Origin of the sequence: Rhodopseudomonas palustris (assembly GCF_003031265.1) — a bacterium.
Classification (GTDB): Bacteria; Pseudomonadota; Alphaproteobacteria; order Rhizobiales; family Xanthobacteraceae; genus Rhodopseudomonas; species Rhodopseudomonas palustris_H.
Genome location: NZ_CP019966.1, coordinates 703554 through 728887 on the forward strand (window position 1 = coordinate 703554; position 25334 = coordinate 728887).

The following is a 25334-nucleotide window of genomic DNA, read 5'->3' on the forward strand; positions in this document are numbered from 1 at the left end:
GCCGCCTTCGTCGACAGTTCTTCGGCGAGTTGATCGCCCCAAGGTCGCCCAGCGGCGACTTCGACTTTGTGCGCTTCTCCGTCCTTCCACCAGCCCTGCTGTCCTCATGCCGTCGTGGCCGCGCGCGGCCCGTTCCGCGTTGTGCGGGGCGGCTGCTTGCGGCTTGTGGTCGCGACGAGGGCGGCAAATTTTGCCCGGCGGTGGGCAAATTATTCCATCTAAGTATCTGAAAAAATTGCAAAATCTAGCGCCTGGTTGGGGGCGATGGCGCGTTCAACTCGATAAGCCCGCGTTGGCGGAGTTGTGCCGGGGCTGCGAGTTGGAGGATGCGAGATGAATGGCGCGCTCGATGTTTTGGCCCCCGCCGAAGTCATAGTCGCCGCGACTGCCCCGGCTGATAACGAAGCGTCGGACATGCAGCCGGTTGAGATCGTGCTCGATAGTCCGCCGGTCAGTGCCGAGATGGTGTTCGACGAGGATGCCGATCTGCTCGACCGTCTTGCGACCGACGACGAAGCGGCCTTCAGGATGCTGGTCGAGCGGCACATCGACCGCGCCTATTCGATCGCGCTCCGGATTCTCGGCAATGCGGCCGATGCCGAGGACGTGGTGCAGGACACTATGCTGAAGGTATGGACGCATCGCGGGCGCTGGCAGCACGGCCGCGCCAAGTTCTCGACCTGGCTGTATCGCGTCGTCAGCAATCGCTGCATCGACCTGCGCCGCAAGCCGCGGACCGAAAACGTCGAAGCTGTCCCCGAGGTGGCGGATACTCAGCCGGATGCGGTTCGCGTGATCGAGCGCAACGAACTCAGCAATCTGCTCGAAGCCGCGATGCAGCGGCTGCCCGAGCAGCAGCGGATCGCGGTGATTCTCTCGTACCACGAGAACATGAGCAACGCCGAGATCGCCGAGGTGATGGACACCACCATTGCCGCGGTGGAGTCGCTGCTCAAGCGTGGGCGTCAGCAGCTGCGCGCACGGCTCAGCGGCGACGAGCCCGAGCTGCGGGCGGCGTTTACCGATTTTTGACCATAACTTTCGCTGCGTCCGCGCTGGTCGCCTGATCGCGGCCGGTCCCTCCGTTTGAGCACTCAGACGGGGACGATCCCGCGTCGTCAGGTGTCATCGCCGCGATGCGGCGGGTTATGCCGTTCAGCACAGGAGCCTTGATATGCCCGCGATCTCGACCAACACGGCGGCCAACTCCGCGGTCCGCTACCTCAACATCAACTCCGCCCAGGAGACCAGCTCGCTGTCGAAATTGGCGAGCGGCTCGCGCATCACCTCGGCGTCCGACGACGCTGCCGGCCTTGCGATCTCGACGCGGATCTCGTCCGACGTCACCACGCTGCAGCAGGCGGCGACCAACGCCTCGCAGGCGGTGGCGATCCTGCAGACCGCCGACGGCGGTGCGTCGAACATCAGCGACATTCTCGCCCGGATGAAGTCGCTGGCTTCGGAATCGGCCTCCGGCACCACCACCGACTCCAGCCGCGCTTACATCAATTCGGAATTCTCTCAGCTCTCGAGCCAGATCGATTCGATCGCGAGCGGCACCCGCTATTCGAGCCAGAGCCTGCTCGACGGCACCAGCGTATTCGCCTCCGGCGTCGCCGTGCTGGTCGGCACGCAGAGCAGCGACTCGATCACCATTACGCTGTCGAACCTGAAAGCTTCGACGCTGGGTGTGTCGACGCTGGACGTTAGCAGCCTGTCCGGCGCCACCACGGCGCTGAGCGCGCTCGATACCGCGATCAACACCGTATCGTCGGCTCGCGCCAGCATCGGCGCGCAGGAGTCGCGGTTCAATTTCAGCGCCGACTCGATCTCGACCCAGACGCAGAATTTGCAGTCGGCGAATTCCGCCATCAAGGACGTCGATATCGCGGCCGAGCAGGCAAAGCTGTCGTCCGCCGAGGTGAAGACCCAGGCGGCGGTGTCGGCCGAAGCCGCGGCGAACCAGATGCCACAATATTTGCTGAAGCTGCTCGGCTGATGACGTCTGATCCGGGCCGGCACCTGCCGGCCCGGCCTCCTCCTGTGATCGGACTTTGGTCATGACCTCGGTCAGCAGCACGACGTCGAGCACCGCCACGACCAGCAGCACGAGTTCGTTGACGTCGTCATCTGGCGCCTCGGTGACGACCTCGGGCAGCTCGACCACCACCAGCGTCGATTGGGATTCGCTGATCGCCTCGGCGGTGAACGCCAAGCTCGCCGCGGCGACTTCGATCTCGACCAAGATCACCGCCAACGAGGCGAAGATCTCGGCCTATCAGACGCTGCAGACCGATCTCAGCAAACTGTCCTCGGGATTGTCCTCGCTGGCGACTGCGGTGGTCAATTCGCTAGCCACCAACGTGTTCGCCACGCGTGCCGCAACGCTGTCGTCGACCGGCGATGTCAGCGCCTCCTCGGCGCTGTCGATGAGCGTCAGTAACGGTGCCGCTACCGGCGACCATACGCTGACGATCAGCCAGATCGCCACCGCCCACAAGGTGATGGGCACGACGCAGTCCAGTCAAACCGACGATCTCGGCTATTCGGGCGTGTTTTCGCTCGGGCTCGCGGGCGGATCCACCGCAGACATCACCGTCACCAGCACGATGTCGCTGCAGGATATCGTCGATGCGGTCAACGCGCAGACCTCGACAACAAACGTCGAGGCCTCGATCGTCCAGGTGTCCTCCGGTGCCTACGAAATGGTGCTGACCGGCACCAAGGATGCGGCCGATATCACCTATTCCAGCAGTTCCGGGACCGACATTCTGAATTCGCTCGGCTTCACCGACAGCTCCGGTGCGTTTGCGAACGTGCTACAAACCGCTCAGGCGGCGAAGTTCTCGCTCGACGGCATCTCGATGACGCGAGACACCAACGACATTACCGACGTGCTCGCAGGCGTCACCTTTAACTTGCTGCAGGCGACGCCGACCGGCTCGGCCATCAACATCAGCATCGGCACCGACACCAGCCAGATCCAATCGGCGCTGACCACCTTCGTCACCAATTACAATACCTATCGGGACGAGGTGATCGCGCAGCAGGCGACCAACTCCGACGGCACGGCATCGGACAGCGCGGTGCTGTTCGGCGACGGGACCATGCGCGATATCACGACCCGGCTGGAAGCCGCCCTGAACACGACGGTGGGCGGGCTGTCGATGAGCGACATCGGCCTGTCGTTCAACGATCAGAACGAGCTTGAACTTGATACGAGCACGCTGTCGACGATCCTCTCGACCAATCTCAGCGGCGTCACCAAGCTGCTGTCGGCGCAGACCACCACATCGTCCAGCCAGCTCAGCGTCGTCAACACCGGAACGTCGCCCCAGTCGTTCACGCTGGATCTGACCGTTGATTCCAGCGGAACGCTGAGCAGCGCTTCGGTCGGCGGCGACAGTTCGCTATTCACGATCAGCGGCAACACGATTATCGGCGCGTCCGGCAGCATCTACGCCGGCATGGCATTCACCTATACCGGCACCACCTCGCAGTCGATCACCGTCACGTCGACATCGGGCATTGCCACGCAAATGTACCAGATCGCCAAGACGGCCTCGGCCAGCACTGGCTCGTTGCAGACGCTGATCACCAATCTGCAGAGCCGCGACAGCGAGTTGCAGCAGCGGGTGGATGACATCACGGCCGCGGCTGCCACGTTCAAGGCGCAGCTGCAGACCCAATACGCCAAATACCAGGCGGCGATTGCGAGCGCCGACAACACGATGACCTATCTCAAGGCCCTGCTCAACGCCAGTTCGAGTAATTGATGACCCAGAATGCAATGGCGCACCGCGCCAATCAGGCTTATCGCGGCACCGCCGTAACCGTTCCTCCGCTGAAGGCCGTGGTGATGTTGCACGGCGGCGCCATGACGCTGCTGCATCAGGCGATTGAGGCGCAGGAGGCTCGCCGATTTGAGCATGGCCACGATTGCTTGGTGCGGGCGACCGCAATTCTCCGCGGCCTGAGCCATCATCTGGATTGCAGCCGTGGAGGCGCCGTCGCCGAGCGGCTGTACGAGACGTACAATGCGCTGGTGCTGGCGGCGCTGCGGTCCTATGGCAGGCCGCATGCCGCCGCCAACCTGCGGCGGATCATCGCGAGCATCGCCGAGTTGCGTGAGGCTTGGGAGTATGTCGCGGTGACGACGCGGCGTTGATGACGATGATCCCCGTAATCGTCTCCACCGAAAACGGATTTCCGGCGGCACGTAATTGCTTTAAGAGGGAGGTGGTAGCCCTCGGCGAGCACAACATGGACGTTGCGGAACTTGAAGACCTGATCGATCGGCTGGGGGAAGATCCTTCCCGCTGGCCCGATGATCGGCGTCTCGCCGCAGAGAGATTGCTGCAGGAGTCCGCCGCCGCGCGCGCTCTATTGGCACAGGCGCGTGCCGTCCGAGAGGCGCTGTCCGCTCCGCCGGTTCGGGCCCCGGCGGGACTCGCCGACCGGATCGTTGCGGCCGCGATGCGCGCCGAAACGGCCAAGACAACCGCCAAGACCGAGCCTGCCGACGATCGCGCTCCTTCCGAGCCCGCAACTCCCCACGGCTAAGGACGCTCTGCTGGTGCGCCAAATGATTCTGGCGCGACCATTCCAATGAGCCTCCGGATCAGCCAGCGCTGCGATGAAGCCGGCGCTCCAATTCATCCATCGTCTTTGAATTGATCCAGATGCTGCGCCGCTTCGTTAGCGGCGCACGTCGTCACTGGCTGCTTGATACGTATTCCGATTCTGCCGGCGTTGTTCCGTCACGTCCTGCTACAGGCAAATTCTGCCGAGCAATCAAGTCGTTCTGCCACCGCGGACGCGCGCCTGATTTGGCCGCCTCGCGCGTTTGATCAGCAGACCACCTCGCGATCTCCATCACGACGATCACCACACGACCCGAGTCCTCCGCCGCATCCGGCGAAGACAGGATGGCTACGCCATGACCACGATTTCCAGCGCCGTATCGACGGCCGCCACCACGACCAGCACGACGAGTTCGACCAGTTCGGCGTCTTCGTCGCTGAGCTCGAGCGATTTTCTCAGCCTGCTGATCAGCGAACTCCAGAACCAAGATCCGCTGAATGCGACCAGCACGACCGATTTCATCAATCAGCTCACCTCCTATGCCAATTTCAGCCAGCAGCAGGAGATCAACTCCAGCATGACGTCGCTGGCGAATTCGTTCTCCAGCCTGGTGACGCTGAATTCCGTCAACTACATCGGCCACACCGTCGAGGCGAAGACCGACACGGCGACGCTGACGGGCGGCTCGGCGACCTTCGGCTACACGCTGTCGTCAGCGGCCTCCGATGTGTCGATCAGCATCAAGGATTCATCCGGCAACACCGTGTGGAGCGGCACTGGCTCCGGCAACGCCGGCTCCAACAGCTTCACCTGGGACGGCAAGAATTCGAGCGGCACCCAGCTCGCGGACGGCGGCCAGTACACCATCTCGGTGAGTGCGACCGATTCAGCCGGCAACTCCGTCTACAAATATTCCACCGTGAGCGGCACCGTGACCGGCATCGACACCTCGTCGAGCACGCCGGCCCTGCTCGTCAACGGCGTGTCGGTCAGCGCCAGCAACATCATCGGCGTTTCGTCCTGAGTGCGGCCGGAGTAGTATCATGAGTCTCACTGGCGCGCTTTCCTCGGCGATATCTGCGCTCAACGCGCAGAGCCAATCGTTGTCGATGATTTCCGACAACATCGCCAACTCCGACACCACCGGTTACAAAACCACCTCGGCGATGTTCAGCCAGCTGGTGACGGCGTCGAGCAGCGCGACGTCCTACGCATCCGGCGGCGTCACCGTGGCGGGGCGCGCCAACATCAGCCAGCAGGGTCTTCTGGCTGCGACCAGCAACGCGACCGATGTTGCCATCCAGGGCTCCGGCTTTTTCGTCGTGTCGGACCAGACCTCGGGCGGCACAACGTCTTATACCCGAAACGGCGCGTTCTCGATCGACAACGCCGGGTATCTGGTCAACAGCGGCTATTACCTGGAAGGTTGGCGCACCGACGCCGACGGCAAGATCGTCGGCGACGCATCGTCGGCGACGCTGTCGCCGATCAACACCAACGTGGCCGCGACCAGCGGCAGCGCTACCACCAAGACCACCTTCGCGGCCAATCTGCCGGCGGATGCGGAGACAGGCGCGACTTATTCGAGCTCGATGACGGTGTACGACTCGCTCGGCACCGCCAACTCGATCCAGGTGACATGGACCAAGACGGCGTCAAATGCCTGGACGGCAGGCTTCGCCAATCCGACGCTATCGTCGAGCACCAGCACCACCACCGGCACCACCACCGGCTCGGTGTCGCTCACGTTCAACAGCGATGGCTCGCTCGCGTCCACCAGCCCCAGTCCGCCGACGATCTCGGTGTCGGGCTGGACCAACGGTGCCGCAAACAGCACGATCTCGCTCGATCTGGGAACGGTCGGTAAGACCAACGGCCTCACCCAATATGCATCGGGTGAAGCGACGCCGACCATCAACGTCACCAGCATTTCGTCCGACGGTCTGCCTTACGGCAAATTGAGCAGCATCGCGGTCGGCGATGACGGCACGGTAAATGCGACCTATTCGAACGGACAGACCATCGCGATTTACAAAATCGCAGTCGCGACCTTCAAGGATCCCGACGGCCTCTCGGTGAACAGCTACGGCATCTACTCGGCGACCGCGGCGTCTGGCGATGCATCGGTTCAGACCTCCGGCAGCAACGGGGCCGGCAAAATCTACGGTAGCGAACTGGAATCCAGCACCACCGACACCTCGAGCCAGTTCGCCAGCATGATCTCGGCGCAGCAAGCTTATTCGGCAGCCTCGCAGGTGATCACGACGGTGAACAAGATGTTCGACACCCTGATCTCCGCGATGAGGTAGCCGCCATGGTCACTGCCGTCAGCGATGAGACGCATCTCGAATTGCTGCTCAGCCGGTTGGCACGGCTCAAGCTGCTGTCGCAGGCAGTAGACCGCGGCGATCGCGGCCAACTGGTCGCGCTGCTGGACGAGATCGAGAAGATTAAGTGCGAACTCGTCCGAGGCCGCGAGCGGGTCGGCAGCGAGATGGCCCGCGCGACGACGCGGACCACGGCGATCACGGCCTACGCGCGCGGGGCAGGCGCACCCGTGCGGCGTCACTAAATTCGAACAACGGGAATGATGAAGATGGCACAGATTGGCACCCCCACGGTTTCTCCGGTGAGCGATGAGCGCGCGCTGGCGATGATCGCGCTGATCGATGACCTGATCCTGGTGATCGACGACGAGAATGTCGAGCTCGCCAAGGGATTGCCCGCGTCGCGGCTGAAGCAGGTCGACGAGAAGGCGCGGCTCGCCGAGCTGTTCGAGCGCTGGGTGGCTGAATGCACTGGCGGCAATGGCGTGATCCAGGTGCAGAACCGCCAGCTGCGCGACAGACTGCTCGACCGGATTCTTCAGCTCCGTGGCGCGATGGATGAAAACCTGATGCGGCTGCGCGCTGCGATCGAAGCCAGCAATCGCCGGATCGAGGCGGTGATGCAGGCGATCCGCGAGCAACTGGCCGGCAATGCGCCGTATGGCGCCGCCGGGACGCGCACCGCCCGAGCGGTGTCGTGCGGGACCAGCCTTCGCGCCTGATCCACCCCAGGGAGGCTCGCGTGTCGCTCAACATCGCCCGCAGCATCGCGTTCAGCGGCCTCGCGGCGACGCAGGTCCAGATCTCAGTGACCTCGGCGAACATCTCGAATGCCGACACGACGGGCTACACCAAGAAGACCGCCGGTCAGGCCAGCAGCGTCACCGGCGGGGTCGGCACCGGCGTCACCGTTACAGGCATCACCAGCTCGGTCAACAAGCTGCTGTTGAAATCGCTGATCGCGGCGAATTCGGATCTGGGCGCGGCCGACACCACCAACAGCTACCTGACCTCGTTGCAGCAGCTCTACGGTTCCTCGACCAGCGCGACCAGCACATCGACCGGAACCTCGCTCGCCAATACGCTGGCATCGCTGGAATCGGCGTTGTCGTCGCTCGCGAGCACGCCGACCAGCTCGGCGCTGCAGTCCAATGTGGTCGATGCGCTCGACAGCGTGGCGTCGCAATTGCGCGAGACCTCCAGCGGCATCCAGAAATTGCGATCCAATGCCGATCAGGACATCGCTTCGGCAGTCGGCTCGGTGAACGACGATGTGCAGAAGATCGCCGATCTGAATGCGGCGATCAAGCAGGCGGCGGCCGCGGGCCAGTCGACGGCGGATCTCGAAGACAAGCGCAACACCGCGCTGCAGGATCTGTCGTCGCAGATGAATGTCAGCTACTACACGGCGTCGAACGGCGATCTGCAGGTCTATACGGCAACCGGTCAGGCGCTGGTCGACAGCGCGGCGCATCCCTTGAGCTACACCACGACGGCGAGCGTCAGCGCTGTGACCAGCTACAGTAGCGGCGGCTTCAGCGGCATCATGCTCAATGGCGTCGATGTCACGTCGCAGATCACGTCGGGCAAAATCGGTGCACTGGTGACGCTGCGCGACCAGACGCTGCCAGCCGCCCAATCGCAACTCGACGAACTGGCGCAGCAGCTCGCGACCAGCCTCAATGCGGTGTCCAACGGCCAGACCACGCTGCCGCCACCGACGAACCTGACCGGTATCGCCACGGTCAGCAGTTCGGACGCGCTGTCGGCGACGGGCTCGGTGCGTCTCGCGGTCACCGATTCAAGCGGCAAGCTTATCTCCTATAGCGATCTCGATTTGTCGTCCTATTCGAGTGTGGGTGATCTGGTGAGCGCCATTAACGGCGTGTCCGGACTGTCGGCCTCGATCGACACCAGCGGGCACCTGAAGATCGCGACGACTGCGTCCAACACAGGCGTTTCGATTGCGGGGCTCACCAGTTCGGTCGGCAGTGCCGGTGAAAGCTTCTCCGACTATTTCGGCCTCAACGATCTCGTCACCGCCACCGGGGCGTCGGACATCGCGGTCCGCAGCGATATCCTGTCCGGCAAAACGTCGCTGTCGCTGGCGACACTGTCGTCGTCCGCAACGCTCACCACTGGCAGTTCGGTGCTGTCGTCCGATGGAGCCAGCGCTGCCAATACGCTGTACGATGCGCTGACCGGATCGACCAGCTTCAAAGCGGTGGGGGGGCTGGCGGCCGTCACCGGCTCGTTCGCCGACTTCGCTTCGACCATCGTTTCCAGCGTCGCGGGGAAAGCGTCGCAGGCGTCCTCGACCTACAGCGCCAAAGAGGCTGCGCAATCGACCTATGCCAACTCGCTGTCGTCGCAGTCCGGCGTCAATCTCGATGAAGAGTCGGCGCGGCTCAGCGAATTGCAGAACAAATACACCGCCGCCTCACAACTGATCCAGGCGATCAATGCGATGTTCACCGCGCTGGTCAGCGCCGTGAGCTCGACCTGACGCAGGAGCCGGCGCATGACGGTGATGCGGGTCGCGACCTTCGCGCAGTCCGGACAGATGATCGCAGACGCGCTGCGGGTGCAGTCGCGGATGGCGGAGCTGCAGATCCAGGAAGCCTCGGGCGTGAAGTCCGAGAGTTTTGCCGGCTACGGCGCCGACGCCCAGCACGTCGTCAATCTGCAGGTCGGGGTCACCCGTGCGCAGTCCTACATCGATGCGGCGACGCTGGCCGGCGGCAAAGTCCAGGTGATGTACTCGGCGGCCGGCTCGATCGCCGACATCGTGACGCAGCTCCGCTCGCAGCTCAGTGCGGCGTCGACTGGAAGCGCCACCGAAGCGACCTCGGCGATCAGCTCGGCGCAGCAGATGCTGCAGCAGGTGGGATCGCTGCTGAATACGCAGTACGACGGCCAATACGTGTTTGCCGGCAGCAAGACGTCGACGCCGCCGGTCGATCTCAGCAGCTTTGCCTCGAGCGCCGGCAGCACTACCACCGCCGACACCAGCTATTACGTCGGCGACGACGCGACCACGTCCGTCCGCGTCAGCGCCGACCAGTCGGTGGCCTACGGTGTCAACGCCGACAATTCCGCGTTCGAGCAGGTGATGCGCGTGCTGCGCTATGTGGCCAACAGTTCGTCGTTGTCCTCCAGCCAGATCGCGACGGCGCTCGATCTGGCGAGTTCCGCGCTTGATGCCTCTGCCTCGGTGCAGGAGAGACTCGGAAACGCTGCGTCCGAAATCGAGAACGCTAGTGCGCGGCAGAGCGACTACAAAAGCTTCGCCTCGACGCTGGCGAGTGACCTGACCAGCGTTGACGTGGCTGCGGTCACCGCCGAACTGTCGACCTACCAGTCGCAATTGACCGCGTCGTATTCGGCGATCGGCAAGATCTTTAGCCTCAATCTTGCCAGCTATCTGAAATGACGAGGCGGCGCCGCACAGCCTAGCGGTGGGTGAAGTGTGGTGCGCGCTTCTCCAGGAAGGCCCGAATGCCCTCGCGGGCGTCGGCGCTGGCGAAGCGGGCGTGCAGCTCGCGACGCTCGAACAGGATGCCTTCGGCGAGCGTGCTTTCGAATGCGCGGTTGAGGCTTTCCTTCAGCGCCATCAGGGCGGGGGCGGAGAACGCCGCGATCGTGGTGGCCAGCGCCACGGTCTCGTCGCGCAGCCTGTCGTCATCGACCACACGCGACACCAGGCCGTAGCGATCGGCCTCTTCGGCGTTGAGTGGTCGCGCCGACAGGCACATGTCCATGGCCTTTGCCTTGCCGATCGCGCGCGGCAAGCGTTGCGTGCCGCCGGCTCCGGGCAGCAGGCCGAGCTTGATTTCCGGCAGCGCGAATTTGGCACTGCGGCCGGCGATCACGATGTCGCAGGCAAGCGCCAATTCGCAGCCGCCGCCATAGGCGAGGCCGGCCACCGCGGCCAGCACCGGCTTTCGCACCTGGCGGATCGTTTCCCAATTGCGGGTGATGAAGTTCGAGCCGTAGACGTCGCTATAGCTCAACGCCGCCATCGAGGCGATGTCGGCGCCGGCCGCGAACGCGCGGGCATTGCCGGCGATCACGATCGCACCGATGCCGTCGTCGGCGTCGAACGCCAGAAGGGCAGCGCCGAGCGCATCCATCAGCGCGTCGTTCAGCGCGTTGAGGACTTCCGGCCGGTTCAGCGTGATGATGCCGACCCGGCCCTGGGTTTCGGTGAGGATGGGATTGGACGACAAGGTCGTGCTCCGTGGTCGGTGTGCGCTTTAAAGATCACTCTGCTGCAGCATCTCGCGCAGCCGGAATTTTTGGATCTTGCCGGACGGTGTTGCCGGCATCGCGTCGCGAACCACGAGCCGCTCGGGGATGTATTGCAGCGCCAGCTTTTGCGCCTTGAGGAACTCGACCATCGCGGCGAAGTCGATGCTGGCCCCGGTCTTCGGCACCACCACGGCGCAGGCGCGCTCGCCGAGCCGGTCGTCTGGATAGGCGACGATCGCGACCTGTGCGACGGCCGGGTGCTTGTAGAGCAGGGCCTCGATCTCGACGACCGGGATGTTCTCACCGCCGCGGATGATCACGTCCTTGCTGCGGCCGCTGATCCGGATGTAGCCGTCGGCGGTCATGTAGGCGAGGTCACCGGTATCGAACCAGCCGTCGGCATCGGTGCCGTTCCAATGCGGCCGCTTCAGATAGCCGCCGAAATTCGAGCACGACCGCACCACCAGCCGGCCGATCTGGTTCGGCGGCAGCGCCTTGCCCTCGCCGTCGATCACTTTGACCTCGACGCCTGGCAGCGGGCAGCCATCGGTGGTCGAGGCGAGCTTGTCATCGTCGTCGAGCTTGATCAGCGTCACCGCGCCATTCTCGGTCATGCCCCAGGCCGAGACGATCTTGGCGCCGAGACCCGCCTGAGCCTGTTCGACCAGCGGCCCGGGAATTGGCGCGCCGGCGCAGAGGAAGGTCTTCAGGCTGGGTACCGGCTCGCCGCTCTCCTTCACCACGCGCGTCAGATCGGTGAGGAATGGCGTCGACGCCATGGTGAAGGTGACGCGCTCGGCGCGGATCAGCTCGGCGGCCTTGGCCGGATCCCAGATGTCCTGCAGCACTGCGCTGGCGCGCAGCATGATCGGCATCATCAGCCCGTACATGAAGCCGGTCTGGTGTGCCATCGGCGACGCCATCAGGATCACGTCGGACTCGCGAAGCGCGAGCCGCTGCGCGTAGGGCACGATATTGGCCATCAACGTATTGGCGCTGTGCATCACGCCTTTCGGCTCGCCGGTGGTGCCGGAGGTGTAAATCAGTTGTGTGATGTCGTCCGGGGAGGGCCGGCTGCGGCTCAGGATCGCTGCGGCGTCCGGCTGCTTTTCCCATTCGGGCGTCGTCAGCAACGTGTCGAAATCGTCTACGCCGTGACCATCGACCACCACGATGGTTCGAAGCGCCGGCAGATCAGGCTGCAGGCCGCGCGCCATGGCTTCATGATCGAAGCCACGGAAGCTCTTCGGCACCACCAGCACCTTGGCTTCGCCGTGCTTCAGCATGAACGACAGCTCTCGCTCACGGAAGATCGGCATCAGCGGGTTGAGCACCGCGCCGATCCGGGAGCAGGCGAGATACAGCACGGTGAACTGCCACCAGTTCGGCAGTTGCATCGCCACAACGTCGCCGTGGCCGATGCCGAGCCGGCTGAGGCCAACCGCGACGCGATCGGCCAGCGTCGCGAGCTCGCGGTAGCTGAAGCGGCGCACCGCGCCGCCGTCAAGCCGGACCGCGGTCAGTGCGATCTTGTCGGGGCAATGCGTCACGCAGGCGTCGAGATCGTCGTTGATGGTGCGGTCGTGCCACAGGCCGGCGGCGATGCTCGCGGCGCGGCGTGGCGGCAGCAGAACGGCGTCGAACTCCATGTTTCCCCCGGAATAGTTATTAGTTATGGATGCAGAATGTCTCGGCAGCGCCTCCGCTCAGGCCGGCACTGCGGCGCGGCCGGCACGGTGGCGCGCGATGATCGTCTTCATGATCTGCGCGGTGCCGTCGCCGATCTGGAAGCCGAGCACGTCCCGCAGCCGCTGCTCCATCGGGCCGCGGTCATAGCCGCCGTGGCCGTGCATCAGCAGACATTGATGGATCACGTCGTAGGCGAGTTTCGGCGCCCACCATTTGCACATTGCGGCCTCGGCACTGTGCGGCGCGCCTTGGTCCTTCAGCCACAGCGCCTGCAGGCAGAGAAGGCGCGCAGCCTCGACCTGGGTGTCGAGGTCGGCGAGCGGATGCGACACGCCCTGAAACGCCGACAGCGGTTTGCCGAATGCCTGCCGTTCCGCGACATGCGCCCAGGTCTCTTCGAGCGCGACACGCGCAACGGCGAGCACTTGCAAGCCGATCAGTGCGCGCGAGAAGTCGAAGCCCTGCATCACCTGGACGAAACCCTTGTTCTCGTCGCCGAGCCGATGTGCGGCCGGGACGCGCACGTTCTCGAAGAACAGCGAGCCGCGGCCGATCGCGCGCTGGCCGTGGCAGTCGAACCGGCTGCGGGTGATGCCGGGCAGGTCCATCGGGATCAGCAGCGCGGTGACGCCGTGAGCGCCGGACTCGATCGAGCCGGTGCGGCCGAACACCACCGCGGCGTCGGCCTGATCGGCGGCGGAAATCGAGGTCTTCTCGCCATTGACGATGTAGTCGTCGCCGTCGCGCTCGATCCGCAGCCGCAGGTTCGCCGCATCCGAGCCGCCGCGCGGTTCGGTCAGCGCGATCGCGAACAGCGCGTCGCCGGCGATCAGCTTCGTCAGCCACGGCTGCACGATCTCGCGCTGGCCGTGCTGCGACAGGATTTGACCGTTCAGCGAGGCGAGTAGATTGACATAGGACATGCTGAGGTCGGCGCGCGCGATCTCCTCGTGGATCACACCGGCCGCGAGGCTGCCCATGCCGAGCCCGCCGCAAGCTTCCGGCAGTTCCGGCGCGATGAAGCCCATCTCGCCCATCGCCTTCATCAAGCTGCGGTCGAGCACCCGCGTGCGGTCGCGCTCCTGAAATCCCGGTGCGATCCGGTCGGCGGCGAACCGCCGGGCCTGCGCGGCCAGCGCCACGAGGTCTTCGTTCAAATATGGATTCATGCCTCGCCCTCCTTGAGAATTCGAGCGCCGGCGTTGCCGGCGCCGTTCGTCGGCGGGAGAGCGGTTATTTGATGTATTTGCGGAATTCGGGCTTACGCTTCTCCTGCAGCGCCTTGACGCCTTCGCGCGATTCCTCTGTGTCGTAATAGAGTTTCAGCGCGTACATCCCCATACCGGCGATGCCGGCTTGATGCGCGGTGTCCATGTTGAAGCTGCGCTTGGCGATCGCGAGCGCGGTCGGTGAGCGCTCGCACAGTTCCTCGCCCCACTTCTGCACTTCGGTGTCGAGCTCCTCGTGCGGCACGCAGAGATTGGCGAGGCCCATCGCTTCGGCTTCCTTGCCCGAGTAACGCCGGCACATGTACCAGATCTCGCGGGCCTTCTTTTCTCCGACGACGCGGGCCAGGAACGCGGTGCCGTAGCCCGGATCGACCGAGCCCATCTTCGGGCCGACCTGGCCGAAGATCGCCTTCTCCGAGCAGATCGTCAGGTCGCAGATCGTCGCCAGCACATTGCCGCCGCCGATTGCATAGCCCTGGACGCGGGCGATCACCGGCTTAGGCACGTCGCGGATCGCAGTGTGCAGTTCTTCCATCGGCAGCCCGACGGTGCCGCGGCCATCGTAATTGCCGTCGTGCGTAGACTGATCGCCGCCGGTGCAGAAGGCGCGGTCGCCGGCGCCGGCGAGCACGATCGCGCCGACGTCCTTGTCGTAACCGGCCTTGTACAGCGCCTTGATCAGCTCGTCGCAGGTGGTGCCGCGGAACGCATTCATCTTGTCCGGACGGTTGATGATGATCCACGCCACGCCGTTGCGGATTTCATAGATCAGGTCTTCGAACTGCATTGGAATCCTCCCGTAATTGTTGATTGGGCTCAGCCGTTCATCGTCAGGCCGCCGGAGACGCTCAGCACCTGGCCGGTGATGAAGCCGGCGTCGTCGCTGCCGAAGAACGCGATCGCACCGGCGAGATCATCCGGTTTGCCGAGTCGGCCGAGCGGGATTGCTTTGGTGAAGGCTTCGATCAGCTTCTCCGGATTGGCGGCGCCGGAGGTCACACCGGCAAGCAGCGCGGTGTCGGTCGGTCCCGGGCAGACGACGTTGACGGTGATGCCGTGGCGGGCGTGTTCGCGTGCCAAGGTCTTGGAGAATGCGACGAGGCCGCCTTTGCAAGCGGCGTACACCGCTTCGCCCGACGAGCCGACGCGCGCTGCGTCAGAGGCGATGTTGACGATGCGGCCATAGCGCCGCTCGACCATGCCGGGCAGCACTGAGTGATGCATGTGCAGCGCGCCGATGAGGTTGATGGCGATCAGTCGCTCCCATTCGCCGGGTTCGCTCTTGGTGAACGGCTTGAAGATGTCCCAACCGGCGTTGTTGACCAGAATGTCCACCGGCCCGAGTTTGTCCGCCGTCGTCGCGATCGCGGCGTCGACACTTTTGCGGTCGGCGATGTCGCAGCGGATCGCTTCGGCCGCGCCGCCCGCGGCGCGGATCTCGCCGGCGACCTTCTCGGCGGCGTCGAGATTGAGGTCGAGCACCGCAACCTTGGCGCCGTCCTGCGCAAACCGGTGACACGTCGCCCCGCCGATGCCGCCGCCGCCACCCGTGATCACTGCCGTTTTGTTCTGCAGCCGCGCCATCCTCGCTCGCTCCTCTTTGATTCTGATCTCTTTTTCCCCAGGAAGCCCGCGATCGAAGCTGGCAACTAGGACAATATATTGTTATATTTAGGCAGCGTTGCGAAGATGCGTCAAGATGGTCGATGATGGCAAATAAGCGCACGAGTGCCGATCCTGCTGCAGATGCGAAGATGGAGCTGGCCAACCGGTTGTTCTTCCGTCTCTATCAATGTGCCAATATGTTGCATAAAACAGGCACCCGGGCGGTCGAAGCCGAGGGGCTGACGACGCAGCAATGGGCGGTGCTCGGAGCGCTGTCGCGACCCGCGGTGGCGACCGGCATGAGCATTGGCGATCTGGCCCGCTATCTGATGGTCAGTCGGCAGAATCTCACCGGCCTGATCGGTCGCATGGAGCGCGATGGTCATGTCGCGGTGGTGCCGGACGAGCGCGATCGCCGCTCACGGCTGGTGACGATGACCAAGTCCGGGCGGCACGTCTGGGAGGTGCTCGCGCAGCCGAAGATCCGTGCTTATTACGGCGAAGTGCTTGGCGATTTCTCGATCAATGATGTCACCCACGCGCTGCACTATCTGCTCAAGATCCTCGACAACATGAAACGTCTCGACGATGGCGCTGCGGGCGAGCCGGCGGCGACGGAATTGGAATGACTTTGGTCAAGGCGCGCGGGCCTCATCCAACATCTATCGGGCGCAAGCGATAACAAGACGAGGGAGACGGAGGCGATGAAGGCGGCATTCATGACCGGTCATGGCGGCAACGAGGTGATCGAGGTCGGCGATCGCCCGACGCCGCAGCGCCGCCCGGGTGAAGTGCTGGTGCGGATGCGCGCTGCGACCGTTAACCGCGTCGACCTCTACATGCGCGACAGCGGCGCCGGCATCACCCACAGCCTGCCGCAGATCATGGGAGTAGATGGTGCCGGCGTGATCGAGGAGGCGGACACGCCGGAGCTGATTGGGCGGCGGGTGACGCTGTATCCGGGGATCGTCTGCGGTTCTTGCGAATTCTGCCGCCGCGGCGAGCCGGTGCTATGCGCCAAGATGAGCCTGCTAGGCGAGCATCGCGACGGCACCATGGCCGAGTATGTCTGCGTGCCGGCGGGAAATGCCCTGCCGATCCCTGACCGCCTTGATTTCGCCCAGGCCGCTGCGCTCGGCGTGAACTATCTTACGGCGTGGCGGATGCTGTTCACCAAGGCGAAGCTGCAACCGGACGAAACCGTGCTGGTGTTCGGGGTTGGTGGCGGCGTGTCGCTCGCGGCGATGCAGATTGCTGCGGCCGCCGGCGCCCGTGTGCTGGTGACCTCACGCAGCGCTGACAAGCTGGCGCGGGCCCGGGCGCTCGGCGCCGATGCGGTGATCGATGCGCCGGCCGATAAGATCCCCGCCGCGGTGATGGATTTGACGGGCGGCCGCGGCGCCGACGTGGTGATCGAGAATATCGGCGGCGCGATGTGGAGCGCGGCGCTGAAGTCATTGGTGCGCGGCGGGCGGGTCGCGACCTGCGGTGCCACGATCGGCGACCAGCCGCCGGCCGATTTGCGCCGGGTGTTCATCCGCCAACTTCAGATCTTCGGCTCGACCCTCGGCAACCCGAGTGAGCTTTCCGATCTGATCGCCTGGTGCGATGCCGGAAAGCTGACACCGCCGATCGATCTGCACTATCCGCTCGGCGATATCCGCGCCGCATTCGATCATCTCGAATCCGGCAGCCAGTTCGGCAAGATCGCGATCGACATCTGAGCCCCGCGGCGGCGGGGTGCCGTCCGTCCGGTCTCGGCTTTCCCATCGCCAGATTTGATCCGCATCAAATTAATTTTCGCATTCCAATACTAGATTACATTTAAATCGCCGGACCGGAAAATGGCCGGCAGCGCGACCCCGGCAGAGCCGCCGGGCAGGGAGGACGACCGGCATGCTCGACAGGCCGCATCACACCACGGCGGACATCATCGCCCGTTGCGAGACGCTGTTCTCAGACCTCAGCTTCACCGCCGCCCGCGAATGGAAGGCCGCAGAGCCCGGCCGCATCGTGGTCGGCTTTCTGCCCTACTACGCTCCCCGCGAACTGGTCCACGCCGCCGGCGGATTGCCACTCGGGATCTTCGGTGGCGGCGACCAGCTCGAAGTCATCCACGGCGACGCCTACTATCAGAGCTACATCTGCCGAATTCCGCGCTCGACCATCGAACTCGGTGTCTCCGGCCGGCTCGACTTCGTCGACGGCATGATGTTTCCATCGATCTGCGACGTGATCCGCAATCTGTCGGGGATGTGGAAGCTGATGTTCCCGTCCAAGGGCGCGCGCTACATCGACCTGCCGCACAATTTCGACGACGATCTCGGCGGCGAGTTCTATGTCAGCGAGCTGCGCGAAACCTGCGAATGGCTGTCGAGCCTCACCGGCAAGCCGATCACCTCCGATGCGATCCGCGCCTCGATCGCGGTGTTCAACGACAACCGCCGGCTGGTCCGTGCGCTGTATCAGCTGCGCGCCGACGAGCCGTGGAACGTGCCGTCGGCGGAACTCTATCTGCTGCTCCGCGCCGGCATGGTGATCCCGGTCGAGGAGCACAACCAGATGCTCACCGATTACCTGGCGGCAGTGCGGCTGCAGCAGCGGCCGATCAAGGACAATTCGCGCGTGGTGATCTGCGGCATGTTCTGCGAGCAGCCGCCGCTGAACCTAATCAAGTCGATCGAGCTGTCGGGTTGCTACATCGTCGACGACGACTTCATTCTGGTGACGCGCTGGGAGAATTCCGACGTCGCGCTCGACGGCGATCCGCTGCGGAGCCTCGCCCACGCATATCTGCACGACTCCAAATCGACGCCGCCGAAATACGAGCCGGACGAGGCCAAGAAGGGGCTGTGTCTGGTCGACAGCGTGCGGAAGAACCGCGCCGAAGGCGTGATCTTCGCCATGACGTCGTTCTGCGATCCAGGACTGCTCGAGCGGCCGATGCTGCAGGCGGTGCTGAAGAGCCACGGCATTCCGCAGATCGCTTTCAAATACGCCGAGAATTCCGGCCAGATGCAGCCGATCCGCGAGCAGGCCGGCACCTTCGCCGATTCGATCAAATTGTGGAGCGGAGCATGACCGTCATCGTCGGACCGAAGACCAAGCCGCCGGAAGCCATCAAGGATGCGTCGATGGCGCGGCAGAAGCAGATGGTCAACGCCCACTACGATCGCCTCGCGAGCGCCAAGGAGCGCGGCGAGAAGGTGGCCGCGACCTTCGTGCCGGGCAATCTCAACGAGCTGCTGATGTGCTTCGACATGGTCAACAACCTGCCGGAGGTCAACGCGATCCAGAACGGGCTGCGGCGGCAAAGCGGCGGCTACGTGATGGAGGCGGAAAAGCTCGGCCATTCCGAAGACGTCTGCACCTACGTCAAATCCGACATCGGCATGATGGCCAAGGGCAATATCGGTCCGAACGGCAAGCCGCTGCCCGACCCGGACGTGCTGCTGCTATCCTACACCGGCTGCTTCACCTTCATGAAATGGTTCGAGCTGCTACGCCGGCAGTACAAATGCGAGACCATCATGTTCCAGACGCCGTATCTGGCCGATGGCCGGATCACCAAGGACATGATCAGCTACATGGTCAAGCAGCTCCGGCAAGACGTGATCCCGAAGCTGGAGCGGATCTCAGGTGTCAAATTCGACATCGACCGGCTGCGCGAATATTTGCGCAAGTCCGCCAAGGCCGAGGACGATCACGTCTGGGTGCTGCAATCGGCCAAGCACAAGCCGTCGCCGATCGACGCCTATTTCGGTGGGATCTATTACATCGGGCCGATCTTCGGCGCCTTCCGCGGCACCGACGATGCGATCGAATACTACAAGTTCCTGCGCGCCGAGGTCGAGGGGCGGATCGCGCAAGGTAAGGGGCCGGTGACGCCCGATGGCGACATGGGGCAGGAGCGCTACCGCCTAGTGGTGGAAGGCCCCCCGAACTACACCAATTTCCGCCAGTTCTGGAAGATGTTCTACGACGAGGGCGCCGTGGTGGTCGCCTCAAGCTACACCAAGGTCGGCGGCACCTATGATTACGGCTTCCGCCACGATCCGGATCGGCCGCTGGAGTCGCTCGCCGAATACTGCCTCAATGTCTACACCAACCGCAATCTGCCGATGCGGGTGGACATGCTGGAGAACTATATCAACGAATACCAGGCGGACGGCCTTCTGATCAATTCGATCAAGAGCTGCAATTCGTTCTCCGCCGGCCAGCTCCTGATGATGCGCGAGGTCGAGAAGCGCACCGGCAAGCCGGCGGCGTTCATCGAGACCGATCTGGTCGACCCGCGCTATTTCTCGGCCGCCAACGTCAAGAACCGGCTGGAGAGCTATTTCCAGATGATCGAACAGAAGCGCGCGGGCTTCCGCGGCGCCGCCTGAGGAGCGCAACGATGCGGACTTTCGTTGGAATCGATCTCGGCTCCACCACCACCAAGGCGGTGCTGATGGACGACAACAAGGAGGTGATCGGGCGCGGCATCACCAATTCTCGCTCGAACTACGCCACCGCGGCGCGCGTCGCCTCCGAAGAGGCGCGGATCGACGCCCGGTTCACGTTGTTCCGCCGGGCCCTTCACGTCGGCGAGGCCGGCCACGAGCACAGCGCCGAGTTCCTGGCGGCATTGGAGCGTAACTTCCGGCTCATTCAGTTTCTCGAACAGCTCGACGATCTGGAGGAGACGTGTCATCGCCAGCTCGAGGCGGATCGCTTCAAGTCGATTGCCGGCCCGCTGCAGGAGGCGCTGCACGTCATCTTCGCCCGGCTGCGGCAGGAGGCGGCCTCGCTCTATGCCCCCGGTGCCAAGCGCAAGTCGGATTTCTTCCGCGACATCGCCGGTTCGCGGTTTCATGTCCACGCCGAAGCGGTGGCCCGCGAGATGGGGATCGCGCTGGACATGGTGCTGAACGCCTACGACAAGTCGATCATCGAGGTCGAGAATCGGCCGCCGGGTGGCGACCTCAGCGACAAGTTTCGCCGTGCCGTTGCGCGGATGCTGGCTGCGGATTCGCACGCGGCTGATGGCGAAGGCGATTTCGCCGCGATGATCGAGTCGGCGCTCGGGATCGAGCTGGAGGAGACCTATCTGGTCGGCACCGGCTACGGCCGGGTGACGCTGCCGTTCTCCAAGGAGCACATTCGCTCCGAGATCCTGTGCCACGGCCTCGGCGCCCACATGATGTATCCCGGCACGCGCACCGTGCTCGACATCGGCGGCCAGGACACCAAGGGCATTCAGATCGACGGTCACGGCATCGTCGAGAACTTCCAGATGAACGATCGCTGCGCTGCCGGCTGCGGCCGCTATCTCGGCTACATCGCCGACGAGATGAACATGGGGCTGCACGAGCTCGGTCCGCTGGCGATGCAGTCCAATCGCCCGGCGCGGATCAATTCGACCTGCACGGTGTTCGCCGGCGCCGAACTGCGCGATCGGCTGTCGCTCGGCGAGAAGCGCGAGGACATTCTCGCCGGCCTGCACCGCGCCATCATCCTGCGGGCGATCTCGATCATCTCGCGCTCGGGCGGCGTCACCGATCAGTTCACCTTCACCGGCGGCGTCGCCAAGAACGAGGCGGCGGTCCGCGAGCTGCGCAAACTGATCCAAGAGAACTACGGCGAGGTGACGATCAACATCAATCCGGACTCGATCTACACCGGCGCGCTCGGCGCCTCCGAATTCGCCCGCCGCGCCGTCGCGGCGTGAACGATGGGCGCTTGGATGATCAAACGTTCGGCCGGACTTGCGAGGAGGAAACGATGACCATCACGTCGGGGATCGATGTCGGGACCGGGGCCATCAAGGTGGTGGCGTTCGCGGTCGAGGGCGACCAGGAGCGTTGCCTCGGCAAGCGGGTCGAGCGGGTGCGGCAGCGCGATCCCTTGAAGCTCGCCGGCGACATCTACGATGATCTGCTGAAAGAGACGGGTCTGGCGCGCGCCGACGTCGCCTATTGTGCCACCACCGGCGAGGGCGAGGCGCTCACCTTCCACACCGGGCACTTCTACTCGATGACGACGCATGCCCGCGGTGCGATCTATCTCAATCCGGGCAGCCGCGCGGTGCTGGACACCGGCGCGTTGCATGGCCGGGCGATCCGCATGGACGAGCGCGGCAAGGTGCTAGCCTACAAGATGACCAGTCAATGCGCCTCTGGCTCCGGACAGTTCCTGGAGAACATCGCCCGCTATCTCGGTATCGCGCAGGACGAGATCGGTTCGCTGTCGCAGCGTGCCGACAATCCGGAGAAAGTCTCCGGCATCTGCGCCGTGCTGGCCGAGACCGACGTCATCAACATGGTGTCGCGTGGGATCTCGTCGCCGAACATTCTGCGCGGCATCCATGAATCGATGGCCGACCGGCTGGCCAAGCTGCTCAAGACCCTCGGTAGCCTCGATGGCACGGTGCAGATGACCGGCGGTCTGGCGCTCGACGCCGGGCTGGTCGAGGCGATGAAGGACGCCGTGGTCAAGGCCAAGGTCGACGTCGCGATCGAGAGCCATCCGGACGCAATTTACGCCGGGGCGATCGGCGCAGCACTGTGGGGAGCCTTCCGTCACAAGAGGCTTGCCGACATGGCACGCGCCGCCTGATAATTGCGATCAGCCTGAAGCCGGGTGGATGCCGATATCGGCATTCACAACCGGCGAGCGGAAAGCGGCGTCAAGATCGCTTCCGGACAACCATAAAGGCGATCAGGAGGAAACCATGAATGCCGCAGCGGTCACGCCGCCACCCGAGAAATTCAATTTCGCCGAACATCTGCTGCAGGCCAACCGCGTGCGGCCGGACAAGACGGCGTTCGTCGATGACATCTCGTCGCTGAGCTTTGCGCAGCTCGAAGCCCAGGCGCGTCAGCTCGCAGCTGCCTTGCGCGCGATCGGCGCCAAACGCGAAGAGCGCGTGCTGCTGCTGATGCTCGACGGCACCGACTGGCCGGTGTCGTTTCTCGGCGCAATTTATGCAGGCATCGTCCCGGTCGCGGTCAACACGCTGCTCACCGCCGATGACTACGCCTACATGCTGGAGCATTCGCGCGCCCAGGCGGTGCTGGTCAGCGGCGCGCTGCATCCGGTGCTCAAGGCGGCGCTGACCAAGAGCGATCACGAGGTGCAGCGGGTCATCGTCTCGCGCCCCGCGGCACCATTGGAGCCGGGCGAGGTCGATTTCGCCGCGTTCGTCGGCGCACAGGCGCCGCTGGAGAAGCCCGCCGCCACCCAGGCGGATGATCCGGCGTTCTGGCTGTATTCGTCGGGGTCGACCGGGCGGCCGAAAGGCGTGGTGCACACCCACGCCAATCCGTACTGGACGTCGGAGCTGTACGGCCGCCATACGTTGCATCTGCGCGAAGACGACATTTGTTTTTCGGCGGCGAAACTGTTTTTCGCCTACGGCCTCGGCAACGCGCTGACGTTTCCGATGACGGTCGGCGCCACCACGTTGCTGATGGGCGAACGGCCGACCCCGGACGCGGTGTTCAAGCGCTGGCTGGGCGGTGTTGGCGGAGTGAAGCCGACCGTGTTCTACGGCGCGCCCACCGGCTACGCCGGCATGCTGGCCGCGCCGAACCTGCCGTCGCGCGATCAGGTGGCGTTGCGGCTCGCGTCGTCGGCTGGCGAAGCGCTGCCGGCGGAGATCGGGCAGCGGTTCCAGCGCCATTTCGGCATCGATATCGTGGACGGCATCGGTTCGACGGAGATGTTGCACATCTTTCTGTCGAACCTGCCCGACCGGGTGCGCTACGGCACCACCGGATGGCCGGTGCCGGGCTATCAGATCGAGCTGCGCGGCGATGGCGGCGGACCGGTCGTCGACGGTGAGCCGGGCGATCTCTACATTCACGGCCCGTCGTCGGCGACGATGTACTGGGGCAACCGGGCCAAGAGCCGCGACACCTTTCAGGGCGGCTGGACCAAGAGCGGCGACAAATACGTCCGCAACGACGACGGCTCCTACACCTATGCGGGCCGCACCGACGACATGCTGAAGGTCAGCGGCATCTATGTGAGCCCGTTCGAGATCGAAGCAACGCTGGTGCAGCATCCCGGCGTACTCGAAGCCGCCGTGGTCGGCGTCGCCGACGAGCACGGCCTGACCAAGCCGAAGGCCTATGTTGTGGCGCGGCCGGGTCAGACGCTGTCCGAGACCGAGCTGAAGACTTTCATCAAGGATCGACTGGCGCCGTACAAATATCCGCGCAGCACGGTGTTCGTCGCCGAATTGCCGAAGACGGCGACCGGCAAGATCCAGCGCTTCAAGCTGCGCGAGGGCGTGTTGGGCTGAACCGGGAGGAGGACGACATGGCGCTGATGATCAACGAGGACTGCACGGCCTGCGACGCGTGCCGGCCGGTGTGTCCGAACCAGGCGATCTCGGCCAGCGACACGATCTATGCGGTCGATGCGCTACGCTGCACCGAATGTGTCGGTGCCGAAGACGAACCGCAGTGCCAGCTCGTCTGTCCCGCCGATTCCATTGTGCCCAATCCGGATTGGCGCGAGACGCCCGAGCAGTTGCAGGACAAGTACCAGCAGCTGCATTCCTGAGAAACGGCTGCGCCGCAACGATGCAGCCTGAAAGCCCGGTTGAGGGCTACGCCCGTCCGGCCGACGAATGCCGGGCCGAGGCGCCGTTCGGACCGCGTTCGGCTTTGCGGCGTTCGGTGTCGATTACCTTGAGCAGCGAGGTGATCGACACCGACCGAAGCGTCGTCATCGCGATTTCGTCGATGTCGCGCAGAACCTTGTGCAGCGCCCGGCTCTCTTCATGCTCGTCCGAGGCGGCCTCCTGCAGGTCGAGCCCGGTGTCTTCGAACAGCGCGATGATATCGAGCAGGGTGACGCGCTTGGGATTGCCGGCGAAGCGATAGCCGCCGCCGGGGCCGCGCACCGATTCGATCAAGCGCGCCCGCACCAAGGTGCGCAGCACCTTGGCCAGATGATTGAGCGAGATGTCGTATTTGTCGGCGATGTCGCCGGCCGAAACCTGACGATCCGGATTCGCCGCGAGTTCGAGCACGGCGTATAGTCCACACATCGTCGATTTCTGCAGCCGCATCGGCGTCAATCTTCGTGTTGGTCTCGACCACAAACCGCGCGAGCGCGTCGGGGGTGTGATCAGTCGAGATTCTTTTCCATTCCGATGAACCGGCCGACCATCAGGCCCTGGCTGCGGAAGAACGCCATGACGAGCTGATTGTCGTGCTCGATCATCGTGCGAACCTTCCTCACCCCCGCCTGAGTGAAAATTAGACAAATCTCTTCAAAGAGTTGCGTGCCGATACTGTTCACCCTTATCGCAGGATCGACGGTCAACGCAAACACCCAGCCGCAGCTTTCCGCACCGAACTCGAAATCCCGCACTTCGCCACAGATGAAGCCGACCACCTCGCCCTTCAGCTCGGCGACCAGGAAGGCGCGGCAGCCGGCACGGTTCTGCGAGAAACTTTCAAACAGGCTCTGCCAATAACGCGGTTTGGCTTCGCCGGTCGCAGCCTCGTCGATCGCCGCCACGCGCGCCACGTCCGCCGCCGCAGCGGGCCGGATCTGCACATCGCGGTACGGCTCCGCCGCGGTGATGCTGCTTGCGCCACTCATCGCGTTGTCCTCCCTCGTGGTGCCGCGTGATCCCGGCTCCTGATGC

Annotated in this window: 26 protein-coding genes; 19 read left to right on the forward strand and 7 right to left on the reverse strand. The window is 64.2% G+C overall.

Annotated features, from left to right (window positions below; genetic code table 11):
- Positions 1 to 333: 333 nt before the first annotated feature.
- The 11 genes from RPPS3_RS03330 (at position 334) to RPPS3_RS03380 (ending at position 10344) form a co-directional block, all read left to right on the forward strand.
- Positions 334 to 1032: an RNA polymerase sigma factor gene (locus RPPS3_RS03330; RefSeq protein WP_107342834.1), complete on the forward strand. Its 699-nt coding sequence runs from the start codon at positions 334 to 336 to the stop codon at positions 1030 to 1032.
- 142 nt (positions 1033 to 1174) lie between these two features.
- Entirely contained in the window at positions 1175 to 1999 is an 825-nt protein-coding gene (locus tag RPPS3_RS03335; RefSeq protein WP_011156207.1) for a flagellin, read from the forward strand.
- Between the two features lie 61 nt (positions 2000 to 2060).
- Entirely contained in the window at positions 2061 to 3776 is a 1716-nt protein-coding gene (fliD, locus tag RPPS3_RS03340) for a flagellar filament capping protein FliD (RefSeq protein ID WP_107342835.1), read from the forward strand.
- On the forward strand, positions 3776 to 4168 hold the full coding sequence (gene fliS, locus RPPS3_RS03345) for a flagellar export chaperone FliS (protein ID WP_107342836.1): 393 nt from the start codon (positions 3776 to 3778) through the stop codon (positions 4166 to 4168). The genes fliD and fliS overlap by 1 nt, the downstream gene beginning before the upstream one ends.
- A gap of 95 nt (positions 4169 to 4263) precedes the next feature.
- Entirely contained in the window at positions 4264 to 4563 is a 300-nt protein-coding gene (locus RPPS3_RS03350; RefSeq protein WP_107346408.1) for a hypothetical protein, read from the forward strand.
- Between the two features lie 376 nt (positions 4564 to 4939).
- Complete coding sequence (locus RPPS3_RS03355; protein WP_107342837.1) at positions 4940 to 5608, forward strand: flagellar hook assembly protein FlgD; 669 nt, start codon at positions 4940 to 4942, stop codon at positions 5606 to 5608.
- 19 nt (positions 5609 to 5627) lie between these two features.
- Complete coding sequence (flgE, locus tag RPPS3_RS03360; RefSeq protein WP_107342838.1) at positions 5628 to 6893, forward strand: flagellar hook protein FlgE; 1266 nt, start codon at positions 5628 to 5630, stop codon at positions 6891 to 6893.
- Between the two features lie 5 nt (positions 6894 to 6898).
- Positions 6899 to 7156: a hypothetical protein gene (locus tag RPPS3_RS03365; RefSeq protein ID WP_107342839.1), complete on the forward strand. Its 258-nt coding sequence runs from the start codon at positions 6899 to 6901 to the stop codon at positions 7154 to 7156.
- A gap of 24 nt (positions 7157 to 7180) precedes the next feature.
- A complete protein-coding gene (locus RPPS3_RS03370; protein WP_107346409.1) occupies positions 7181 to 7633 on the forward strand; it encodes a flagellar protein FlgN in 453 nt (150 codons plus the stop codon).
- Between the two features lie 20 nt (positions 7634 to 7653).
- Entirely contained in the window at positions 7654 to 9417 is a 1764-nt protein-coding gene (gene flgK, locus RPPS3_RS03375; protein WP_107342840.1) for a flagellar hook-associated protein FlgK, read from the forward strand.
- A gap of 15 nt (positions 9418 to 9432) precedes the next feature.
- Positions 9433 to 10344, forward strand: a complete 912-nt coding sequence (locus RPPS3_RS03380) for a flagellin (protein ID WP_107342841.1) — start codon at positions 9433 to 9435, stop codon at positions 10342 to 10344.
- Positions 10345 to 10363: 19 nt separating this feature from the next.
- Here RPPS3_RS03380 and RPPS3_RS03385 read toward each other — a convergent pair whose 3' ends face one another.
- The 5 genes from RPPS3_RS03385 to badH all read right to left on the reverse strand — a co-directional run bounded on the left by RPPS3_RS03385 (position 10364) and on the right by badH (position 15664).
- Positions 10364 to 11140: an enoyl-CoA hydratase-related protein gene (locus tag RPPS3_RS03385; RefSeq protein WP_107342842.1), complete on the reverse strand. Its 777-nt coding sequence runs from the start codon at positions 11138 to 11140 to the stop codon at positions 10364 to 10366.
- A gap of 27 nt (positions 11141 to 11167) precedes the next feature.
- A complete protein-coding gene (aliA, locus tag RPPS3_RS03390; protein WP_107342843.1) occupies positions 11168 to 12811 on the reverse strand; it encodes a cyclohexanecarboxylate-CoA ligase in 1644 nt (547 codons plus the stop codon).
- A 57-nt stretch (positions 12812 to 12868) separates the two neighbouring features.
- Positions 12869 to 14020, reverse strand: coding sequence for a cyclohexanecarboxyl-CoA dehydrogenase (gene aliB, locus RPPS3_RS03395; protein ID WP_107342844.1), 1152 nt, complete (start codon positions 14018 to 14020; stop codon positions 12869 to 12871).
- Between the two features lie 64 nt (positions 14021 to 14084).
- A complete protein-coding gene (gene badI / locus RPPS3_RS03400) occupies positions 14085 to 14867 on the reverse strand; it encodes a 2-ketocyclohexanecarboxyl-CoA hydrolase (protein ID WP_107342845.1) in 783 nt (260 codons plus the stop codon).
- A 29-nt stretch (positions 14868 to 14896) separates the two neighbouring features.
- The gene (badH, locus tag RPPS3_RS03405) at positions 14897 to 15664 is read right to left on the reverse strand and encodes a 2-hydroxycyclohexanecarboxyl-CoA dehydrogenase (RefSeq protein ID WP_107342846.1); all 768 of its coding nucleotides are present in this window, start codon (positions 15662 to 15664) and stop codon (positions 14897 to 14899) included.
- 122 nt (positions 15665 to 15786) lie between these two features.
- Here badH and RPPS3_RS03410 point away from each other — a divergent pair, with 122 nt between their 5' ends.
- The 8 genes from RPPS3_RS03410 (at position 15787) to RPPS3_RS03445 (ending at position 24238) form a co-directional block, all read left to right on the forward strand.
- Positions 15787 to 16314 carry a MarR family transcriptional regulator gene (locus tag RPPS3_RS03410; protein ID WP_107342847.1) on the forward strand — a complete coding sequence of 176 codons (528 nt, stop codon included), beginning with the start codon at positions 15787 to 15789 and terminating at the stop codon, positions 16312 to 16314.
- Between the two features lie 75 nt (positions 16315 to 16389).
- The gene (locus RPPS3_RS03415) at positions 16390 to 17409 is read left to right on the forward strand and encodes a zinc-binding dehydrogenase (RefSeq protein ID WP_107342848.1); all 1020 of its coding nucleotides are present in this window, start codon (positions 16390 to 16392) and stop codon (positions 17407 to 17409) included.
- Positions 17410 to 17581: 172 nt separating this feature from the next.
- The gene (bcrC, locus tag RPPS3_RS03420) at positions 17582 to 18766 is read left to right on the forward strand and encodes a benzoyl-CoA reductase subunit C (RefSeq protein WP_107342849.1); all 1185 of its coding nucleotides are present in this window, start codon (positions 17582 to 17584) and stop codon (positions 18764 to 18766) included.
- The gene (gene bcrB / locus RPPS3_RS03425; protein ID WP_107342850.1) at positions 18763 to 20073 is read left to right on the forward strand and encodes a benzoyl-CoA reductase subunit B; all 1311 of its coding nucleotides are present in this window, start codon (positions 18763 to 18765) and stop codon (positions 20071 to 20073) included. Before bcrC ends, bcrB begins: the two co-directional genes overlap by 4 nt.
- Positions 20074 to 20084: 11 nt before the next feature.
- The gene (bcrA, locus tag RPPS3_RS03430) at positions 20085 to 21398 is read left to right on the forward strand and encodes a benzoyl-CoA reductase subunit A (RefSeq protein ID WP_107342851.1); all 1314 of its coding nucleotides are present in this window, start codon (positions 20085 to 20087) and stop codon (positions 21396 to 21398) included.
- A 53-nt stretch (positions 21399 to 21451) separates the two neighbouring features.
- A complete protein-coding gene (gene bcrD, locus RPPS3_RS03435) occupies positions 21452 to 22285 on the forward strand; it encodes a benzoyl-CoA reductase subunit D (protein WP_107346410.1) in 834 nt (277 codons plus the stop codon).
- Between the two features lie 115 nt (positions 22286 to 22400).
- Positions 22401 to 23975 (forward strand): benzoate-CoA ligase family protein, encoded by a 1575-nt coding sequence (locus tag RPPS3_RS03440; RefSeq protein ID WP_107346411.1) that lies wholly within the window; start codon positions 22401 to 22403, stop codon positions 23973 to 23975.
- A 17-nt stretch (positions 23976 to 23992) separates the two neighbouring features.
- On the forward strand, positions 23993 to 24238 hold the full coding sequence (locus tag RPPS3_RS03445) for a YfhL family 4Fe-4S dicluster ferredoxin (protein ID WP_107342852.1): 246 nt from the start codon (positions 23993 to 23995) through the stop codon (positions 24236 to 24238).
- Positions 24239 to 24284: 46 nt separating this feature from the next.
- Here the strand turns inward: RPPS3_RS03445 and RPPS3_RS03450 are convergent, their stop codons facing one another.
- Together RPPS3_RS03450 and RPPS3_RS03455 are read right to left on the reverse strand one after the other, a co-directional pair.
- Positions 24285 to 24749, reverse strand: a complete 465-nt coding sequence (locus tag RPPS3_RS03450) for an Rrf2 family transcriptional regulator (RefSeq protein ID WP_107342853.1) — start codon at positions 24747 to 24749, stop codon at positions 24285 to 24287.
- A gap of 59 nt (positions 24750 to 24808) precedes the next feature.
- Positions 24809 to 25243, reverse strand: coding sequence for a GNAT family N-acetyltransferase (locus tag RPPS3_RS03455; protein ID WP_234820082.1), 435 nt, complete (start codon positions 25241 to 25243; stop codon positions 24809 to 24811).
- Positions 25244 to 25334 lie beyond the last annotated feature (91 nt).

Coding starts and splice junctions, on each gene's coding strand:
- RPPS3_RS03415 (WP_107342848.1), top strand. CDS start 16,390: ATGAAGGCGGCATTCATGACCGGTCATGGCGGCAACGAGGTGATCGAG.
- RPPS3_RS03450 (WP_107342853.1), bottom strand. CDS start 24,749: ATGCGGCTGCAGAAATCGACGATGTGTGGACTATACGCCGTGCTCGAA.
- RPPS3_RS03365 (WP_107342839.1), top strand. CDS start 6,899: ATGGTCACTGCCGTCAGCGATGAGACGCATCTCGAATTGCTGCTCAGC.
- RPPS3_RS03330 (WP_107342834.1), top strand. CDS start 334: ATGAATGGCGCGCTCGATGTTTTGGCCCCCGCCGAAGTCATAGTCGCC.
- fliS (WP_107342836.1), top strand. CDS start 3,776: ATGACCCAGAATGCAATGGCGCACCGCGCCAATCAGGCTTATCGCGGC.
- RPPS3_RS03440 (WP_107346411.1), top strand. CDS start 22,401: ATGAATGCCGCAGCGGTCACGCCGCCACCCGAGAAATTCAATTTCGCC.
- badI (WP_107342845.1), bottom strand. CDS start 14,867: ATGCAGTTCGAAGACCTGATCTATGAAATCCGCAACGGCGTGGCGTGG.
- RPPS3_RS03335 (WP_011156207.1), top strand. CDS start 1,175: ATGCCCGCGATCTCGACCAACACGGCGGCCAACTCCGCGGTCCGCTAC.
- bcrA (WP_107342851.1), top strand. CDS start 20,085: ATGCGGACTTTCGTTGGAATCGATCTCGGCTCCACCACCACCAAGGCG.
- RPPS3_RS03410 (WP_107342847.1), top strand. CDS start 15,787: ATGATGGCAAATAAGCGCACGAGTGCCGATCCTGCTGCAGATGCGAAG.
- bcrD (WP_107346410.1), top strand. CDS start 21,452: ATGACCATCACGTCGGGGATCGATGTCGGGACCGGGGCCATCAAGGTG.
- RPPS3_RS03380 (WP_107342841.1), top strand. CDS start 9,433: ATGACGGTGATGCGGGTCGCGACCTTCGCGCAGTCCGGACAGATGATC.
- bcrB (WP_107342850.1), top strand. CDS start 18,763: ATGACCGTCATCGTCGGACCGAAGACCAAGCCGCCGGAAGCCATCAAG.
- RPPS3_RS03445 (WP_107342852.1), top strand. CDS start 23,993: ATGGCGCTGATGATCAACGAGGACTGCACGGCCTGCGACGCGTGCCGG.
- aliA (WP_107342843.1), bottom strand. CDS start 12,811: ATGGAGTTCGACGCCGTTCTGCTGCCGCCACGCCGCGCCGCGAGCATC.
- RPPS3_RS03355 (WP_107342837.1), top strand. CDS start 4,940: ATGACCACGATTTCCAGCGCCGTATCGACGGCCGCCACCACGACCAGC.
- RPPS3_RS03370 (WP_107346409.1), top strand. CDS start 7,181: ATGGCACAGATTGGCACCCCCACGGTTTCTCCGGTGAGCGATGAGCGC.
- RPPS3_RS03350 (WP_107346408.1), top strand. CDS start 4,264: ATGGACGTTGCGGAACTTGAAGACCTGATCGATCGGCTGGGGGAAGAT.
- badH (WP_107342846.1), bottom strand. CDS start 15,664: ATGGCGCGGCTGCAGAACAAAACGGCAGTGATCACGGGTGGCGGCGGC.
- fliD (WP_107342835.1), top strand. CDS start 2,061: ATGACCTCGGTCAGCAGCACGACGTCGAGCACCGCCACGACCAGCAGC.
- aliB (WP_107342844.1), bottom strand. CDS start 14,020: ATGAATCCATATTTGAACGAAGACCTCGTGGCGCTGGCCGCGCAGGCC.
- flgE (WP_107342838.1), top strand. CDS start 5,628: ATGAGTCTCACTGGCGCGCTTTCCTCGGCGATATCTGCGCTCAACGCG.
- bcrC (WP_107342849.1), top strand. CDS start 17,582: ATGCTCGACAGGCCGCATCACACCACGGCGGACATCATCGCCCGTTGC.